At 66.6% G+C, this 17,050-nt stretch carries 17 protein-coding genes; 7 read left to right on the top strand and 10 right to left on the bottom strand.

Translation table 11 applies throughout. The features are described 5' to 3' along the window. The first annotated feature begins 158 nt into the window (after nucleotides 1-158). On the top strand, nucleotides 159-620 hold the full coding sequence (locus ACIGJD_RS11150; protein WP_483686260.1) for an SRPBCC family protein: 462 nt from the start codon (nucleotides 159-161) through the stop codon (nucleotides 618-620). On the opposite strand, the gene ACIGJD_RS11145 is transcribed toward ACIGJD_RS11150, so the two are convergent. From ACIGJD_RS11145 to ACIGJD_RS11120, 6 genes are all read right to left on the bottom strand, one after another. Beyond that, nucleotides 574-1,521 (bottom strand): alpha/beta fold hydrolase, encoded by a 948-nt coding sequence (locus tag ACIGJD_RS11145; protein ID WP_483686259.1) that lies wholly within the window; start codon nucleotides 1,519-1,521, stop codon nucleotides 574-576. The two genes, ACIGJD_RS11150 and ACIGJD_RS11145, sit on opposite strands and share 47 nt — an antisense overlap. A gap of 28 nt (nucleotides 1,522-1,549) precedes the next feature. Then, nucleotides 1,550-2,575 carry an alpha/beta hydrolase gene (locus tag ACIGJD_RS11140; RefSeq protein WP_483686258.1) on the bottom strand — a complete coding sequence of 342 codons (1,026 nt, stop codon included), beginning with the start codon at nucleotides 2,573-2,575 and terminating at the stop codon, nucleotides 1,550-1,552. Between the two features lie 26 nt (nucleotides 2,576-2,601). Beyond that, a complete protein-coding gene (locus ACIGJD_RS11135; protein WP_483686257.1) occupies nucleotides 2,602-3,459 on the bottom strand; it encodes an HNH endonuclease in 858 nt (285 codons plus the stop codon). A gap of 51 nt (nucleotides 3,460-3,510) precedes the next feature. Further along, a complete protein-coding gene (locus tag ACIGJD_RS11130) occupies nucleotides 3,511-3,705 on the bottom strand; it encodes a hypothetical protein (protein WP_483686256.1) in 195 nt (64 codons plus the stop codon). Next, a complete protein-coding gene (locus ACIGJD_RS11125) occupies nucleotides 3,702-4,232 on the bottom strand; it encodes a hypothetical protein (RefSeq protein WP_483686255.1) in 531 nt (176 codons plus the stop codon). The genes ACIGJD_RS11130 and ACIGJD_RS11125 overlap by 4 nt, the downstream gene beginning before the upstream one ends. Nucleotides 4,233-4,331: 99 nt before the next feature. Continuing rightward, nucleotides 4,332-5,183 (bottom strand): universal stress protein, encoded by an 852-nt coding sequence (locus ACIGJD_RS11120; RefSeq protein ID WP_483686254.1) that lies wholly within the window; start codon nucleotides 5,181-5,183, stop codon nucleotides 4,332-4,334. Nucleotides 5,184-5,286: 103 nt separating this feature from the next. Between ACIGJD_RS11120 and ACIGJD_RS11115 the strand changes: the two genes are divergently transcribed. Both ACIGJD_RS11115 and ACIGJD_RS11110 read left to right on the top strand, forming a co-directional pair. Further along, nucleotides 5,287-5,445 (top strand): hypothetical protein, encoded by a 159-nt coding sequence (locus ACIGJD_RS11115; RefSeq protein ID WP_483686253.1) that lies wholly within the window; start codon nucleotides 5,287-5,289, stop codon nucleotides 5,443-5,445. Nucleotides 5,446-5,448: 3 nt separating this feature from the next. After that, complete coding sequence (locus ACIGJD_RS11110) at nucleotides 5,449-6,744, top strand: DUF5129 domain-containing protein (protein ID WP_483689479.1); 1,296 nt, start codon at nucleotides 5,449-5,451, stop codon at nucleotides 6,742-6,744. Between the two features lie 143 nt (nucleotides 6,745-6,887). Here the strand turns inward: ACIGJD_RS11110 and ACIGJD_RS11105 are convergent, their stop codons facing one another. From ACIGJD_RS11105 to ACIGJD_RS11090, 4 genes are all read right to left on the bottom strand, one after another. Beyond that, nucleotides 6,888-7,160, bottom strand: a complete 273-nt coding sequence (locus ACIGJD_RS11105; RefSeq protein ID WP_483686252.1) for a YegP family protein — start codon at nucleotides 7,158-7,160, stop codon at nucleotides 6,888-6,890. 152 nt (nucleotides 7,161-7,312) lie between these two features. Further along, nucleotides 7,313-8,059 carry a DUF4386 family protein gene (locus ACIGJD_RS11100; protein WP_483686251.1) on the bottom strand — a complete coding sequence of 249 codons (747 nt, stop codon included), beginning with the start codon at nucleotides 8,057-8,059 and terminating at the stop codon, nucleotides 7,313-7,315. 267 nt (nucleotides 8,060-8,326) lie between these two features. Further along, nucleotides 8,327-8,797: a GyrI-like domain-containing protein gene (locus ACIGJD_RS11095; RefSeq protein WP_483686250.1), complete on the bottom strand. Its 471-nt coding sequence runs from the start codon at nucleotides 8,795-8,797 to the stop codon at nucleotides 8,327-8,329. A 55-nt stretch (nucleotides 8,798-8,852) separates the two neighbouring features. Continuing rightward, on the bottom strand, nucleotides 8,853-9,215 hold the full coding sequence (locus ACIGJD_RS11090; protein ID WP_483686249.1) for a DUF5655 domain-containing protein: 363 nt from the start codon (nucleotides 9,213-9,215) through the stop codon (nucleotides 8,853-8,855). A gap of 247 nt (nucleotides 9,216-9,462) precedes the next feature. Here ACIGJD_RS11090 and ACIGJD_RS11085 point away from each other — a divergent pair, with 247 nt between their 5' ends. The 4 genes from ACIGJD_RS11085 to ppsA are packed head-to-tail and all read left to right on the top strand — an operon-like array spanning nucleotide 9,463 to nucleotide 16,984. After that, nucleotides 9,463-11,436, top strand: a complete 1,974-nt coding sequence (locus ACIGJD_RS11085; RefSeq protein ID WP_483686248.1) for a heavy metal translocating P-type ATPase — start codon at nucleotides 9,463-9,465, stop codon at nucleotides 11,434-11,436. A 46-nt stretch (nucleotides 11,437-11,482) separates the two neighbouring features. Beyond that, on the top strand, nucleotides 11,483-11,944 hold the full coding sequence (locus ACIGJD_RS11080; RefSeq protein WP_483686247.1) for a universal stress protein: 462 nt from the start codon (nucleotides 11,483-11,485) through the stop codon (nucleotides 11,942-11,944). Further along, nucleotides 11,941-14,502, top strand: coding sequence for a cation-translocating P-type ATPase (locus ACIGJD_RS11075; protein ID WP_483686246.1), 2,562 nt, complete (start codon nucleotides 11,941-11,943; stop codon nucleotides 14,500-14,502). The genes ACIGJD_RS11080 and ACIGJD_RS11075 overlap by 4 nt, the downstream gene beginning before the upstream one ends. A gap of 40 nt (nucleotides 14,503-14,542) precedes the next feature. Next, on the top strand, nucleotides 14,543-16,984 hold the full coding sequence (gene ppsA / locus ACIGJD_RS11070; protein ID WP_483686245.1) for a phosphoenolpyruvate synthase: 2,442 nt from the start codon (nucleotides 14,543-14,545) through the stop codon (nucleotides 16,982-16,984). Nucleotides 16,985-17,050: the final 66 nt, after the last annotated feature.

The raw sequence follows: 17,050 nt of genomic DNA, 5'->3' as shown, positions 1-17,050 counted from the left end.
GGAGCCTGTATTCGCTGGTTCCGTCCCTGGCAGCTCACCTGGGGCGCCACGCCGGATGAGGTCGCCCGGGCAATGCCCGGCGACGAATATGTGCCCAATCCGGCCTTCAACGCTACGAGGGCCATCACCATCTGTGCAGCGCCGGAAAGGATATGGCCGTGGCTGGTCCAGGTGGGGCTGGCCGCGGCGGCTGGTACAGCTACGACATCCTCGACAACCTTGGCCGGCCAAGTGCACGGCGGATTATTCCTGAGCTGCAGAACCTCGCCGTGGGCGACGTCGTCCCCATGAGCCCGGATGGCAGACACGGCATAACGGTCCAGAGGATGGACCCGCCACTGTCCATGGTCTGGGGCACGCCGGGGAACACCAGCTGGACCTGGCAGCTTGAGCCGGTCAGCGACGGTTCAACCCGGGTTATCAGCCGTATCCGTGCCCGGTACCGCTGCTTCCCGCCCGCCATGGCCTTCTCGGCACTCGTGGAATTCGGAGACATCTGGATGATGCGGAAGATGTTGCTCAACCTTCGCGAGCGTGCCGAAACGGTGCCGCTACCAGGCCAGGAACCCCTCGCTACGCCTCCTCCGCTTTCGCATAAAGCGCCAGGAGATCACGGCTGAACTCATGCGGGGACGTTTCGCATGGGCTGTGCCCACCCCTGTAGACCCCGATCCGCGCACGGATCGCCTGCGCAAACAGCCGGTGCAGCTGGAGCGGCCACAGGTCATGCTCGCCGACGGCCACGAACTTGGGAAGCTCTGCCTCAGCCAGTTCCTGCCGTAGATCCGGAACGTTTTGCATCAGGGTGTAGATATCGCGGATGGACGAGCGGCGGGTGAAACGGAAGCGGTAATTGACGAACCGCTGCCTTCCCGGCGGTACGTGGGCCACCCTCCCGCTGCGGATTCCCCAGATGAGCAGCGCGGCACCGGCCCTGCCGTTGACCCACGTGCTGAACCGGCCGATGCGGCTCACACCCCGGAAACTCGGACCCGGTTCCGGTGGGCACCCCAGGAAGGTGATGGACCGGAAGAGATCCGGGCGCTCCACGTAGGCGAGCTGGGCGATGATGCCCGCGAAGGAATAGGCCACAACGTGCACGGGGGCGGCTGTACCTTCAAGGACCGCCAGGAAGTCGTCCACGAACAACCCGTAGTCGTAATGCTTCCGGGGCGGCACCAGGTTCTCCGGCCCTGCCCCGGCTGACTGGTATTGGCCCGCGAGATCGTACGTCACCGCGTAGTATCCGGCGCCCGCAAGGTCCGGCATCATGAGCGAGAAATCCTCTTTCGAGCCGGTGGCGCCCGGCACCAGGACCACGCATGGATCATCCGGATTGCCCAGCGCCATGGCGGCGAGCTTGCCGCTGGGGACGTCCAGCGTGAACTGCACTGAGCCAGGCGGTGGCACGGACCAGTCGACATCACCCAGCTCCGCATCCTGCAGGGCCGCCGCATCCACTCGGGCAGAGCCAAACTCCTCGGGATCAACTCCGTAGTCTCTTTGGCCCGGCTCCGGCATGGTCCCAAGATAGCCCAGCCGGACGCGCCTAGTCAGCGCCAGCGGGAGGACCGGCCACGTTGCCCACAAACGCATGGAGCCGCCGGTACACCTCCTGCGATTCGGGATAGCGGTAATCCTGTTGCCAGGTGTGTTCGGTGTTGGCACTGGCCCAGGGGTAGACGAGGGCATCCACGGGAACGCCATGGTCCTGCAGCCGTGCGATGAAATTGAGGTTGGAACGGTAGAAGAAGTCGCGCTCGGACGTGGTGACGAATACCGGGGGGTGGTTCCCGTCCAGCCACTCGATGGGGGACAGGTAGCCTGCTGCAGATCGCAGCCGTGCTGAGGTCAGGGGTGCCGTGGCCGGCAGCAGCATGCGGACGAAGTTAAGGCTGAGGACAAAGCCGCTTTCAAAGAACACCGAAAAATCAACGGCGCTGCAGTGCTGGACAAGCCCTTTCACATGGCCCGCCGGAACGGCCGGCAGCAGCGAGTAGTGCGCGGCCAGCTCAGGGCGCAGGTTGATGGCGGTGAGCAGGGCAGAAATTTGTCCGCCCGCGGAGTCCCCGCCCAGGACCAGGCGCGCAGGGTCCCCGCCGTACTCCCCGATATTCGCGGCAACCCACGCTAGGGCGGCGTTCGCGTCCTCCAGCACGTGCCCCATATGGAACCGCGGCGCGTGCCGGTAGTTGACGTTGACCACCACCATCCCGCCGAGGGCCTGGTTGGCGCAGTACTTGGTCAACGCCGACTTGTCGCCGGACGTCCACCCTCCGCCATGGAAATAGACGTAGACCGGCAGGCCCCCGCCATCCGACACCACATCTTCACCCGACTGATGTGCCAGGGGTGTCTGTACATCCAGCCGATGGGCGCGCAGGCCATCACCGACGTAGTCGAGGTCGTGGAAATATGCCACCTCGGTGACGGGATCCGTGTTGAACCGCACCCGCTCCCGCGAGCTGACCGAACGCATCAGCAGCCGCCACGTCCACACAGGTACGCGGCGCAACGCAGTCCTGGCCCGGCGGGCCAACTGGAATGCGCCACCGGAATCGGCAGCCACCGTCATTCCTCCATTTTACCGGCGGCCCGGGCTTACTCCTGCCTGCCTTCCCTTATCCGCCGCGCATCCTCCTGGGCCCTCAGGGCCAGAGGTGTCACCACCTCACCCCTCATCACTTGGCTGGAGGCAGGGCCCATACTTCGAAGTTCGGACACCGTGCGCGGCGGGTTCACGCTGTGGGCCACCGCATGGCAGTTGGGGCACAGCGGAATGAGGTCGGCTATGGGGTCGAGCTGATATCCGTGGCCCAGCATGTCCGGCGGCACCAGATGGTGCACGGCCAGGGCCTCAGCTGCGCTGCCACCGTACGCGGACTCGAATGAGAACCCACAGGCCGCGCACGATGTGCCGTGGAACGCCAGGCAGATCCGCCGGGCGTCAGGGTCCCGTTCGAACCGGCTTACCTGGACAGTGCTGACGGCGTCCGGCGGCAAGGCGCCGCCGACCACCTCGGCGCGGCCCGCCGGCGTGGGCCCGCAGGCACGCCAGAGCCGGCGCAGGGAAGGCTCGTACGACGGCGGCAGGGCCACCAGGGAGGGCCCGCCCGCCTTGGCCCAGTGGTCATGGGGGAGGGCATCGGCAAGGATGCCGGGACGTATCTGTTCGCCCAGTGGAAGCAGCGCGTCGAAGGCGACGGCGATGAACCATTCGTTCGCTCCGGCCAGATGGTAGGGCTCCGACGCCACCACGCCGTGACCGATCAAACCAGCGGCCGCTTCGTTGCTGCCGTGCAGCAGGAGCCAGGCTTCGGTGCCCGGGCTGACGTCCGGGCGATGCTCCAGGCACCACCGCTCGATTGCGCTGCCGAACTCTGCAACGCACTTGACGACGGCTTGGTAGTCCCAGCGCACCAGCATGTTTGTGTCGCATCCGAGAATTACTGCAGCCACTGCACACCGAACCCCGCCACGCGCCGTCGAACGCTAAACACTGAGCGGGACTTAGATCGGTTCCTTGGCCAGTGCCTTGGTCTTGGCGGGCGTTTCGCGTCCCAGGCGTTGATCAAGCGTGACGCGCAGCCGCGCTGCGGCAACCTGGACGCGGTGCTCGGCGGCCGTACCGGTTTTCCTGGCGGGCTTGGCCGCCGCGTTCCGGGGAGTGTGGATGAAACGGTGTTCAGGCGATGTTGCGCTCACGGTCCAACCTCCTTGGTACTGTCGTCATCCGTCATTCCATTCTCGCCTAAGTTGTCGCGGTCGTCCACGAAGGCCGGCTCCTGCCCGAACGCGGCATCCACCCCGGCATCATCCCCGTTCTCGTCCCCGGCCACGCTTTTCCAGGCTATGTCGAACAATTCGAGTTCCTCGGTGCGGGCCAACTCGCTCCTGGCCAGGACCTCCAGGGTTGCCAGCCCCAGCGCCTTGGTCCCTTCATCCGGGTCCAGTGCCCGGTCCAATGCCCACTGGGTGCGGCGCCACCATTCCGCCCGGCTGTCCGCCTCGGTCTTTTGCCGAAGGGCGTCGGCATCGGCTTCGCGTTTTTGCTCCAGCGCCGTCTTGTCGGCGGCAGTGCGCTGCTTCAGGGTGCGCCAGTTGATGTAGAAGGCGAGCAGGGCAGCGATGAGGACGGCCAGGGGGCCTAACCCCGCAAGGATGACCCACCAGTCCGCCGGTCCGGAATGGACCACGACGTCCAAGGGGCCGGGGGAGGGAACAGGGGTCACCGGACCAGCTTAGGCGCCAGGTTCCGCCGGCAGTGGGCCGACACTCCACCCGCATTCCTTCCCATCATCCGGTGGGCGACTGCGTCAACTGCCTCTCCTTCAACTGCCCCGGCGGGAGATGAGGACCGGGCCGCGGGCGTGGTGCAGGACGGCGTGGGCGGTGGAACCCATGGTTTCCCTGAGGATGCCCTGGCCGTGGGAACCCACCACCACTATCCGGGCTTCTGCGGAGGCCTGGAGGATGGCGTGCGGGACCGAGCCGTCCGTGAGGACCTCTCCCTCAGCGGTGATACCGGGTGCCGCAGCACGTGCATGGGTCAACGCGGACGACAGGATCCTTTGGGCCTCAGCCTCGGCTTCCTGCGTAGCCAGCCGCCGGTGGCCCGGGGGCTGGTGCTGGACATGGATCACGGTGAGTGCTGCCTGCCACGCCGTTGCAAGGGCGCAGGCATCCTCCAGTGCTGCGGGGGAACCGGACGCGTCGACGGCGACGACGACCTGCCCGTCCGGGTGGAGGTCCCGGCGGATGACGGCGACGGGGCAGGCAGCGGTGGCCGCCAGTTCCAGGCTCACCGACCCCACCAGCAGGCCCAGGAAACCGCCCAGGCCGCGGCTGCCGACAACCAGCAGCCGTTCGCCCGTGGAAACCTGGGCCAGAAGCTGCGCAGGCAGTCCGTGGAGCAGTGTGCTCCTGACCTGAAGGCCCGGAACCTCCGCTGCCGCATGCGCAATGCCTTCTTCCAGGATGGACTGGGCGGACTGCTCCAGGCCGCTGCCGGACACGCCCGGCACCGGGCCGAGATGCCTGGTAAGCAGCGGCCACATTGAACAGTGCACCACGTTCAGCGGGCAGTTCACCGCCCGGGCGTGCCGGGCTGCCCAGCGAACAGCGGCCGCGGCCTCATCCGATCCGTCATAGCCGGCCACAACTGCTTTTGGCTCCTGCGTCACCTGACTGCGCTCCTGCCCGGACCGGCCATCACCCGCGGGACCTTCGGCCCTTTGGCAGCCCTGCTCCTTGGTTTCATCCTGATTCTAAGTAATGGGGAGGGATATGGGCAGCGTGGTCAGCCGTATTGCCGCGGCGGTACTTGCCGTGGCTGCCCTCCTCCTGGGGTTCCCGGCGCCGGGCACCGCGGTGGCACCCGTCGCTGTCGTTGTGGAGGACACCGCAGGGGTGCTTGACCAGAACACCCTGCTGCCCGCCGTCTAACGCATTCAGTTTTACGAGCCCACCCGAGTCGCCGTCTTCACTTACAACGGAACGGCGGAGGACAACCTCAACGAAGAGGTCCTCAAGTTTGCCCGGTCCAAACATCCCGAGTGGATCAGCGCCGACGGCCAGAAATGGGCCGACGGGCTGTTCATATTCGCGCTCGACCCTGTGGGCCGCCATGTGGGGACCTACATGGGCGAGGACCGGAAGGTTTCCCTGGAACAGCGCAGCGACATTCAGGACGCGTCAAAGGACCTGTTCCGCGACGCGCAGTGGACTGACGGCACGGTGGCCGGCATTCGCCGTGCGGCCGAACTCATCAATCAACCGTGGTACCGGTCCGCCGCGTTCCTGATCACAGCATGGGTTACTGGCGGCATTGCGGCCCTGAGTGTTGCCGCATGGTTGATCGTCCGCGCCGTGACCAGGAGCGCCTGCCGGAAACAGATCGAACGTGGGGACCGCAGCTACTCCAACGTCAGCATGGACCTGGACGTGACGGAACTGAACGCCGGGACCATCCCGGAATCCTCCCGCTATGGGAGCCAGGTCCTGGAGAAACACCGCACCTTCCTGAGCCGCTATGCCACCGTCACTCAACTGTCCAACCAGGTGCATGCGTTGGGCAAGCGGTCCTTGAGCAGCCGGAAGAACCTCAAGCTTGCCCGCCAGTTCGCGGACAGCGCCGCCGAGCTGGACGCGCTGGACGACGTCATCGCGGACAGCAACGCCTTGTTGAACCGCGCCGACACCTGGCCTACCGCCTGGGACCGGCAACTTGCCCCGTTCCGCAAGGACCTGGCCGGGCTGGAGCAGCTCCTGGCCAAGCGGCACGGACAAGGGGACTCCGCCACGGCCGCCGCGCTGCGGTCCTTCCGCGACGAAAGCCTGCGGGAGATCGAGCGGTGGACCGCAGAACTGGCGGACGGGCGGATATCACCGGAAAAGGCCCTGGACCGTCTTTACCAGGCACGTACCCGGCTTTCGGAACTCCTGGAGAACCATGCGGAAACGGTCATCCAGGGTTTTGCAAAGAACGAGCGGGAGGCGCGGCTGATGCGCGAGCAGATGGAGACGGCGCATGAGGGCCTGGACCACCGCCGGCAGCGGAGCTACGAGCCGAGCATCCTGGGGACGGTGTACCCGTCGTACCAGTTTTTCTCTGTCGCCACCTTCAGCTCCGGATTCAATACCGGGGTCAGCAGCGTCAACTCGGCCAGGGGCGGCGGCAGCACCACCGGTTATGGCAGCAGCGGCGGCAGCTTCTCCGGCTCCGGCAGTTCGTCCGGCTTCTAGTTTTCCCTGGGGCTTTGGCGGCGCGTGTCTTTTGACGCCGCGTCGCCGGGAGGCATACAGGAGTGAGGCCCATCGTCCTCGATGGGCCTCACTGACCTTACTGGCTGAGCGGCAGTCCGCCTGCGCCTTACAAGCGCTTCGGCTCATGCTGCGCCCACGCTGCCGAGCCTGCGGGCGCTGCGACGGACGGTGTAGCGGAGGTGCGGGGCCGCTGCGAGCACAATGCCTGGCGGCGGTGGCGCAACATCCCGGATCAGCCCGGTCCCTGCGCATTCGCGTACCTCAGCTATTGCTGCAGCCGCCTCCTGTTTGTCGGTGAATTGTCCGGAAACCGCCAAAACGTGCCCATCGGGCATCACAAGCCGGAACCGGATCTGCGAGTCTTCATCAACGAACAGTTCGAACGTACCTGCCATGTGCCTTGTTCTCTCCTCAGGGTCCTGCCTGCGTCGACGTTGACGCGGACGGCGGCCTGGCCCGACTTCCGGTCCAGCAACCGGGACGCACAACCCAGCTACGGTGCGTCTTCCGGCCTGAATCCAGCTTCTCAAAGGGCCCGGCCGGCCTTTTAGGGACCAAAGTCCCTGACTGGCGGCCCCTGGGATGCTAGCCGGGCAGGCCGGGACAGGCGGATCAACACGATTCCGGTGGCAATGAACCACAACCAGAGCAGGATGCCGTAGCCCCAGTAGAAGTCGGGGACCGTGTGGCGAAGGGCCTCGCTGAGGACTCCCAAGGCGCCCGTTCCAATACCGAGCCACGCCAGGTACTGCGGGAAGGGCGCCGCTGCCGTGAGCATTGCCAGTCCCATCAGGAGAATTCCAAGGGCAGAGAGGACGCCGGCGATGGCAGGTGTGTTGTTTTCGGCGATGATGGCTTCAGCGGCGGTGGTGTAGGCGCTGCGTTCACCTTCTGTCGCGGCGCTCATGTAGCGGTCGCTGAGATAGACGAGGTTGAGGGACCCCCGGCTGCTGACCGGGACGGCAAGCAGGAGCGCCCAGGGCAGGGCGCCAAAAATCAGAGCTATCAGGGGCAGGCTCTTCCGGAAGGGCATCAGCCCCACGAAGAGGGCCGTGAAGACAAGGACCGGGAGGATGTTCGGCAGGATCCACAGAACCTGCTCGGCCACATAGTTCGTTTTGTTGGCAGCAATGAACTCGAGGGTGGCAGCTCCGCCGTGCACCGGCGGGGGTGCCAGGAAGTCCAGCACCAGGGCAGCTATCAGCAGGAGGACGAACAGGATCGATGACGCCCCCGCCGTGAGATAGAGGAGGCCCCACCCCGGCCGGGTCCCGGGTGCACCGCGCCTTTTCATGCTTGGAGGCTGCCATTTAATCAGCGGGCCGGACAGTGCCGTTTGGCCCGGTGCCATGTCCCGCGGTTATTGCCGCTGGTGACCAAGGTCCCTGGCCTGCCATGCGGGTTCTTACGCTCCGCGAAGAGATAGCCCGCGATGGGTGGACGGAAACCAGCCACGGGGCGCAGCCGTGGGACTTAGCCTTTACCCGCCGCAGTGGTTCATGACGCCGACGGCGGGCGCCGCCTTCCCGGGCGCCGTTCTTCCAGGTCTCCCCTCCCGGCCTCAGGCGACCGGCCACACCACCCTGGTCTGCCACGTTGCAGGATCCGGTTGCTGTTCCGGGTCGGTCAGGTAGTACTCCCACATCGTGTCCGAGGGGGCGGCACCGTCAGCTTCCATCCGTTCCCTGATGGCGTCGTAGGTGGTACCCAGCGTGTCGTAAGGGCCGGTATGCACCGCTTCAAAGGCATCTGTATCAGGGAGCGATCCGCTGGCCACTTCGCCTGTTCCCCGGAAGTCCCCGGCGACAGGGAACCCGGCTTCGACATCCACGGTTTCGCCCGGCATGCCGTGGTAGCGCGCGAACGGCGGGCCGGCGGGCCTGGCGCCCTGCATCTGGACCGCAGCCATAACAGCGCCGAAGGCACGGCCGAAGAAGCTGGTCAGCGCGTCCATCGGGACCGTTTCACGCACTACGGCGACGGGTTGTTCTGTGACATGGATTTTTTGGGGCTGCTGGCCATTCTCGCTCATGGCATCAGCCTTGCGGTCCCGGCACCAGCCTGACAGGGCCATAGGACTCTAACTGTCAGCCCGCGGCGCCGTACGCTTCCTGCATCCAGGTGCGGACCTCGGCGTCAAGTTGGGTGGTGTCCGTGAGTTCCAGGTGGTGCATCCAGATTCCGGACGAAGGATGCACGATCTGCTTGAAGCGCGGCGACCCCAGGTCCCGCGGCAGTGCCAGGGACAGGACAAGCGGAACAGAAGACTTCACGTAGACCCCGGGCCGCCAAAGGTACGCGAACCCGCGGTGCCGGCGGAAGGAAATCTGGCTCTTGCCCACCCTTATCTCGTGCGGTCCCACGCTTGCCGCCATTCGCTCCGCTTCTTCGTAGAGACCAAACGCGGTGGAGGCTCCGTTGAAGAACTGCTCCACCGTCCGCGGTTGCATCGACGATTGCCTCCCTAAGCCTTGCCGGTGTTGGTCGTTACGGATTTCATATGCGCTCCGGTACGGGTCGGCGGCAGGTCTGCGCCTCAAGCATGCCGGTGTTCGTTGGTCCGGGGGCAGGGCCAAAGGTCACCCGGTAGGGGTGGGGGACAAGCCGGGGCCAAATGCCCTAGCCCGCCCCACGGCAGAAGGGTAGGTTCAATTCCATGTGCGATGACCTTCACCGCCTCGTGCCGACGGGTCCTGGATGAGGAAGCAGGCGTCCCCGCCCACGGCAGCCGGCGGGGGTTCCGGCAGCCTTGATGCCGTGGAACCCGCCAGTTCGCCCATGGGAAAGTCCTGGGGCTTCCTCAGACGGTATCCCGTTGTCGCGCTGACCCTTCTGGTGCTCATGGCCACGCTGGTGCTGGTTCAGTTCGGCCTGGAACTCCAGGTCCGCATCTTCGCGTCGGCCTATGCGGCCGTTATCGTGGTGGCGCGCGCAGGCGGCATGGTCCGGTCGCTGCGCGAGGGCCGGTGGGGCATCGACCTTTTGGCCCTGATGGCCGTTGCCAGCACGGTGGCGGTGGGCGAGTACCTGGCGGCCCTGGTGGTGATCCTGATGCTCACCGGCGGGGAGGCGCTGGAGAATTTCGCCCAAGGCCGCGCGGCGCGGGAACTAAGGTCGCTGCTGGACCGCGCTCCCCGCTTTGCCCACCGCGAGGAATCCGGCGCGGTGCTGGTGGACACCCCGATCGGCGAGGTTGCGCCCGGGGACGTATTGGTGGTTCGCCCGTCCGAACTGGTACCCGTCGACGGCGAACTCCTGTCCGCTTCAGCCACCCTGGATGAATCATCGCTGACGGGCGAAAGCCTGCCGGTGGAACGGAGCCAGGGGGAACAGTTGCTCAGCGGTGCGGTCAACGGCGTGGCGGCTATCCGGATGCGGGCAGCGGCCACCGCGGCCGACTCGCAGTACAGCCGCATCATTGCCCTGGTGGAGGAGGCCTCCAACAGCCGTGCCCCCGTAGTCCGCATGGCCGACCGCTACGCTGTGCCCTTTACCTTCCTCGCCCTGGCCATGGCGGGAACTGCGTGGCTCCTGTCCGGCGAGCCGCTGCGATTTGCCCAGGTCCTGGTGGTGGCCACCCCCTGCCCACTGCTGATCGCGGCGCCGGTGGCGTTCCTGGCCGGTACCAGCCAGGCCGCACACAAGGGCATCATTATCAAGAACACCCGGACCCTTGAACAGCTGGCGAAGGCACAGTCCGCGGTCTTCGACAAAACCGGTACCCTCACCTCCGGGCGGCCCGTCCTCGATGAGGTCAGGGTGGGACCTGGCCACGGGGAGACGCTGGGGAGCAGGAGGATCCTCCAACTTGCCGCGTCCGCGGAGCAGTACTCTTCGCATGTGCTGGCAGCTTCGGTAATCGAAGCTGCACAGGCAGTCGGGCTCGCCCTCCTGCCAGTGCAGCAGGCGACGGAAAACGCTACCCACGGTGTGGAGGCGGTCTGTGACGGCCAACAGGTGGTGGTGGGAAAAGCAGGCCTGGTCCGCAGCTCATCCACCGGTTTCCGGGAGGCCGCGGTCCACAGCGGCCAGCTTGCCGTCCACGTGGCTGTCAACGGCGGGTACGCCGGTGCGTTGATCATGAAGGATCCATTGCGGGGAAACGCCGTGGATACGCTCGAACGGCTGCGCGGCCTCGGCGTGCAGAACACCATGCTCCTGACCGGTGATGCCGGCGCCACGGCCGCCCACATTGCCGAAGAGGCCGGGATAGGGCGGGTCCAGGCTGAGTGCCTTCCCGAGGACAAGGTCAAAACTGTCGCCGCCCTGGCGGAACGGCCGGTCCTGATGGTGGGCGACGGCGTCAACGACGCCCCCGTCCTGGCCGCTGCGGACGTCGGGATCGCGATGGGGGCCAAGGGCGCCACGGCGGCGAGCGAATCGGCGGACGTGGTGATCATGCTCGATGACCTTTCCAAAGTGGCCCAGGCCGTGGCCATCGGCAAGCGCACGGTGGCTGTCGCCCTGGTGAGCATCTGGACGGGAATAGGGCTCAGCCTTGTCCTGATGGCCATCGCCATGACCGGATACATTCCCGCCGTCGCCGGCGCGCTCCTTCAGGAACTGGTTGACCTGGCCACCATCCTGAACGGGCTCAGGGCGCTCCACGGTGCTGACAGGAAACCCGGTGCCGGCCGGAAACCCGGTCCACGGAGGCTGCCGGCGGCATGACTTTCGGCCCTTCCCAACCCAGGCTGCAGCCGGGAACGTGGTGACCATGAACGCAGAAACAGGAGCCAAGCCGGTCATTGTGGGCGTGGACGGGTCCGAATATTCCTCCGCAGCCCTCCGCTACGCGGGCACACTGGCAGCCCGCCTTGGCGCCCGGCTCGAAGTCATCTCCTGCATCGGGATGCCGGACTACCTGGTGATGCAGCGGCTTGAGGGGGCGGACCGGCAGTTCACCGCAAGGCTGGAAGATGCTGCCGGGCGCCTGGTGGAGGACGCCCTTGGCCGGGCGTTCTCCGGTGAACGGCCGGAAAACATCGACGTAACCATCAGGTTTGGATCACCGGCGAAGGTGCTGGTGGACGAGAGCCGGCGGGCGCAGATGCTGGTAGTTGGGCGGCACGGCGAAGGCGGCCTGCTCAAGTCGTCCATGGGCTCCGTCAGCAAGGCGTGCGCTGCCCACTCCAACTGTCCGGTGCTCCTGGTTGGGCAGGAGGCGGACGCTGTGTGAGCACCGCGGAGGGCCTGAGCTCTGAACGGGCCGCGCAGCTCCTGAAGCAGGCAGGCCCCAACCAGCTTCCCGCGGAAAAACCCGTTCCGCAGTGGCGGAAGCTCTGGGGCGAAATGACGCACTTCTTCGCCCTCATGCTGTGGTGCGCGGCCGGACTGGCCTTCATCGCGGACATGCCGCAACTCGCGGTGGCGATCATCGTCGTCGTCATTGTCAACGGAGTTTTCGCGCACATCCAGCAGGAACGCGCCCAGCACGCCGCCGCCAGGCTGCGGGGCCTGCTGCCCGCCGACGTGGTGGTCCGGCGGGACGGGAAGGTGCGCAAGGTCCACGCCAGTGAGCTGGTGGTCGGTGACGTGGTGCTGCTCGCTGCCGGCGACCGCATCCCCGCGGACACGGTGCTGCTGTCAGCGTCGGCCTGTGCCGTGGATGAATCCATGCTGACCGGCGAAAGTGCCCCGGTGCCGAAAATTGCGGGTGATCCGGCCTGGGGCGGCACCTTCCTGGTCAACGGTTATGGCGAGGCCTCCGTGTCGGCAACAGGTGCCGGAACCAGGCTTGCCGGGATCGCTGCCCTGACCAGCGGGGCAGTTCCTCCGCCCACGCCGCTGTCCCAGGAACTGCGCCGCATCGTCCGCGTGACTGCGGGCATGGCGCTGGGCATCGCTGCGGTCTTCTTCCTGGCATCGCTGCTGGTGGGCTTCCAATGGCGGGACTCGTTCCTTTTTTCCATCGGCGTTGCCGTTGCACTGGTCCCGGAAGGCCTCCTGCCCACCGTCACCCTGTCACTGGCCATGGGGGCCCAGCGCATGGCGGGCCGCAGCGGGCTGGTCCGGAACCTCGAAGCAGTCGAAACCCTGGGCTCAACCACCTTCATCTGCACCGACAAAACCGGGACCCTGACGCAGAACCGGATGAACGCCGTCGAAGTCTTCACCGTGGCCGGTCCTGTCCAGGTGACGGGCCAGGGATATGCTCCCGACGGCGGTTTCCAGGGGAGCGGGGTGGAAGAGGCCGCGGAGGCGGCGCTGGCAGCGCGCACGGCTTCGCAGGGCCGGGCCGAGCTCCGCGACGGACAGTGGCGGGCGCAGGGCGACCCCATGGAAGCGGCCATGGACGTCCTGGCCCGCAGACTGACAGGCACCGAGGCCGGCCCTGCCCCCTGGCGCCGGTTGCCGTTCGATCCAGTGCGGCGCCGGGAATCCGCCCTGGTTGGGACGGACCTGTTCTGCAAAGGCGCTCCAGAAACCGTGCTCCCGGTCTGCGAAGCCGTGCCCGGCCCGGTCAAGGAACAGGTGGAGGTGATGGCTGCACGCGGGCTTCGCGTCATCGCCGTGGCCCGGCGCCGGCTCGGGGGAACTCCTGCTGCGTGGCAGTCCACTCCAGCCTTGGAGCTTGAAACCGGCATGGAACTGCTGGGCCTGATCGGACTGCAGGACCCGCCCCGGCCGGATGTGGGGGATGTAATCCGCACGGCGCGGCAGGCGGGACTCAGGATCGCGATGATCACCGGCGACCACCCGGCCACGGCGGCGGCGATTGCCCGCCAGATCGGGCTGACCGGCAGCCCCGAGCTGGTGCTGGAAGGCGCGGACCTGCCGGAGGACGACCAGATACTGGGCGCACTCCTGGACCGCGACGGAGTGGTTGTCAGCAGGGTCTCGCCCGAGCAAAAGCTCCGCGTGGCCAAGGCGCTGCAGGCCCGCGGCCATGTGGTGGCGATGACCGGCGACGGCGTCAACGACGGCCCGGCCCTCCGCGAAGCGGACATCGGTGTGGCCATGGGCCTCAGCGGAACAGATGTGGCGCGTGAAGCCGCGGACCTGGTTCTCCTTGACGACCATTTCGGCACCATCGTGGCCGCCATCGAACAGGGCAGGGCCACCTACGCCAACATCCACCGGTTCCTCACCTACCACCTCACCGACAACGTGGCGGAACTGACCCCCTTCGTCATCTGGGCACTGTCTGGCGGCCAGTTCCCGCTTGCCCTGGGGGTCCTGCAAATCCTGGCCCTGGACATCGGCACCGACCTGCTGCCTGCCCTGGCCCTCGGTGCCGAGCCGCCCGGCAGGCGCATCCTGGCCCGGCCACCCGAACGGCGGCATCTGATGGACCGGCAGTTGATCATCCGGGTCTTCTGCATCCTGGGTCCCGTGGAGGCCGTGATGGAAATGACCGTGTTCTCCGCTGTCCTGGCCGGCGGCGGATGGAGCCGCGGACAGGTGCCGGAGGCAGGACTCCTGATGGTTGCCTCCGGTGCTGCTTTTACGGCCGTCGTTCTGGGCCAGTTGGCCAACGCCTTCGCCTGCAGGAGCGCCACGGTGCCTCCCTGGAAGCTGGGGTGGGGGACCAACAGGCTCCTGGTATGGGCCGTCCTGGCCGAACTGGCCATCCTTGCCGCCTGCCTGTACGTGCCCTACCTCGCTACGCTGCTGGGCCAGGCACCGCCAACACCGGCGGGCTTCCTGCTGGCGCTCCTTGCGGCCCCTGCGGTGCTGACGGCGGACTGGGTGCACAAGTCGGCGCGGGGGCGGCTGCGGCGGAGCAGGACCTAAGACTCTGCATGCCCCGGCCGGCGAAGACCAGAATCAAGCCATGAGTGCCGCCGCAGAAACGTCCCTGGCCAACGCCAACGTCAAGTGGATCGAGGACACCGGGATCGCGGACATCCCTTCCGTTGGAGGGAAGAACGCTTCGCTGGGCGAGTTGAGCCGCGCGCTGCAGTCCGCAGGGGTCAGGGTTCCCGAGGGATTTGCCACCACGGCCGCCGCCTACCGGGCGTTCCTTGCTGCCAACGGCCTGGAGCCGCGGATCAGGAAGCACATGGAAGACCAGCGCGCTGGAACATCCACGCTGCGCCAAGCCGGGGCCGCGGTTCGGGAGCTGTTCCTGCAGTCCACTTTCCCGGAGGACATTGCCACGGACATCCAGGAACACTACAGCGCGTTGTGCCGGCGGGCGGGGCAGGCGGAGCTTGCGGTTGCGGTCCGCAGCAGCGCCACCGCGGAGGACCTGCCGGACGCCAGTTTCGCCGGCCAGCAGGAAACCTTCCTGAATGTGGCAGGCGGGCGCGCAGTCCTGGATGCGTGCCGGCGCTGCTACGCTTCCCTGTTCACGGACCGCGCCATCAGTTACCGCGAAATGAAGGGATATGACCACCTGGACGTCGCCCTGTCCGTGGGGGTGCAGCGGATGGTCCGCTCAGACCTTGGCGCCTCCGGGGTGATGTTCTCAATCGACACCGAGTCCGGCTTCCCCGGCGTGGTGGTGATCAGCGCAGCCTGGGGACTGGGGGAGACGGTGGTCCAGGGAACCATCAACCCGGACAAGTACCAGGTGTTCAAGCCACTCCTGGCAGAAGAGCGTTTCAGCCCCGTGATCGAGCGCGAGCTGGGCGCCAAGGAACGCAAAATGGTGTACAGCCAGGGTGGGGATGCGCGGACCAGGATGGTGGAGACCTCCGAACGGGAGCAGCGCTCGCTGGTGCTGGCTGACCGGGAGGTTGTCCTGCTTGCCCGCTGGGCCGCTGCCGTGGAGGAGCACTACGGGCGGCCGATGGACATGGAGTGGGCCAGGGACGGGATCACCGGAGAACTCTTCATGGTGCAGGCAAGGCCGGAAACCGTTCAGGCCCGCAGGAGCACAACCATGTTCCGGACGTACCACCTTGCACAGCCCGGGAAGGTCCTGGCCTCCGGTGCCGCTATTGGCGACGCCATTGCCCGGGGCCAGGCCTGCGTGGTGCGGGATGCCAAGGACATCGAATCCTTTGTTGACGGCTCCGTGCTGGTCACCCGGATGACGGATCCGGATTGGGTGCCCGTGATGAAGCGCGCGGCAGGAATCATCACGGACCACGGCGGCCCCACCAGCCACGCAGCCATCGTCAGCCGCGAACTGGGCGTGCCCGCCGTCGTGGGAACGCGCAACGCCACGGAAGCACTGTCCGACGGCGTCAAGGTCACTTTGTCCTGCGCGGAAGGCGAGGAGGGCCGCGTCTACGAGGGACTGCTGGAGTTCTCAGTGGAAGAAGTGGACATGCAGGCGCTTCCAGCCACCCGTACAGCCGTGATGATCAACATCGCCAGCCCTGCCGCCGCGTTCAAATGGTGGCGGCTGCCGGCCGCCGGCGTGGGCCTGGCCCGGATGGAGTTCATCATCAACAACCTGATCCGCATCCACCCCATGGCCCTGGTCCATCCGGAGAAAGTGGCGGACCCGGACGAGGCCGCGCTCATCCGGCAGCTGACCAACGGCTATGAAGACCCCCAGGAGTACTTCATCGACGTGCTGGCCACCGGGATCGCAAAGATTGCCGCCCCGTTCCATCCCAAGCCCGTGATCGTCCGGCTGAGCGACTTCAAGACCAACGAGTACGGCCACCTTATTGGCGGCAGCGCCTTTGAACGCCCGGAGGAAAACCCCATGCTCGGGTTCCGTGGCGCTTCCCGCTACTACAGCAGCCACTACCGGGAAGGGTTCGCCCTGGAATGCAAAGCCCTGAAACGCGTACGCGAGCAGGTGGGATTCGGCAACGTCATCGTCATGGTTCCCTTCTGCCGCACCGTGCGGGAAGCGGACCAGGTGATCCAGGCGATGGAGGAGCATGGACTGGTCCGCGGCAGGGACGGGCTGCAGCTCTACATGATGTGCGAGATTCCGTCGAACGTGGTCCTGGCAGCGGAATTCGCCAAGCGCTTTGACGGCTTCTCCATCGGGTCCAACGACCTCACCCAGCTGGTGTTGGGCGTGGACCGCGACTCGGAGGAGCTTGCCGGGCTGTTCGACGAGCGGGATCCGGCAGTGATGGCCATGATCGCCGAGGCGATCAGCAAGGCCCACGCCGCCGGCATCAAGATTGGAATCTGCGGACAGGGGCCCAGCAACCATCCGGACCTCGCAGAGTTCCTGGTCAGCCAGGGCATCGACTCCGTGTCCCTGAACCCTGACACCTACGTGCGGACGCTCCCGGTCATTGCAGCGGCGGAGGCGCTGGCTTCCAAGAGGCAGCCGGCCGGGACGGTGCGCCAGGCCTGACCGGTGCATCAAACCGGGGCCGGCGCGCGAAAGTGCCTGGCCCCCAAGGTTCGGACCCCCCGGGAA

This window comes from Arthrobacter sp. E1SS-5 (genome assembly GCF_057073715.1).
This window is presented reverse-complemented; position numbering and strand designations above follow the sequence as displayed.

Excerpts from the sequence above, each read along its gene's own strand:
- ACIGJD_RS11145 (WP_483686259.1), bottom strand. The coding sequence starts at position 1,521 with ATGCCGGAGCCGGGCCAAAGAGACTACGGAGTTGATCCCGAGGAGTTT.
- ACIGJD_RS11140 (WP_483686258.1), bottom strand. The coding sequence starts at position 2,575 with ATGACGGTGGCTGCCGATTCCGGTGGCGCATTCCAGTTGGCCCGCCGG.
- ACIGJD_RS11115 (WP_483686253.1), top strand. The coding sequence starts at position 5,287 with ATGGGCAGCGTGGTCAGCCGTATTGCCGCGGCGGTACTTGCCGTGGCT.
- ACIGJD_RS11105 (WP_483686252.1), bottom strand. The coding sequence starts at position 7,160 with ATGGCAGGTACGTTCGAACTGTTCGTTGATGAAGACTCGCAGATCCGG.
- ACIGJD_RS11100 (WP_483686251.1), bottom strand. The coding sequence starts at position 8,059 with ATGAAAAGGCGCGGTGCACCCGGGACCCGGCCGGGGTGGGGCCTCCTC.
- ACIGJD_RS11095 (WP_483686250.1), bottom strand. The coding sequence starts at position 8,797 with ATGAGCGAGAATGGCCAGCAGCCCCAAAAAATCCATGTCACAGAACAA.
- ACIGJD_RS11090 (WP_483686249.1), bottom strand. The coding sequence starts at position 9,215 with ATGCAACCGCGGACGGTGGAGCAGTTCTTCAACGGAGCCTCCACCGCG.
- ACIGJD_RS11085 (WP_483686248.1), top strand. The coding sequence starts at position 9,463 with ATGAGGAAGCAGGCGTCCCCGCCCACGGCAGCCGGCGGGGGTTCCGGC.
- ACIGJD_RS11080 (WP_483686247.1), top strand. The coding sequence starts at position 11,483 with ATGAACGCAGAAACAGGAGCCAAGCCGGTCATTGTGGGCGTGGACGGG.
- ppsA (WP_483686245.1), top strand. The coding sequence starts at position 14,543 with ATGAGTGCCGCCGCAGAAACGTCCCTGGCCAACGCCAACGTCAAGTGG.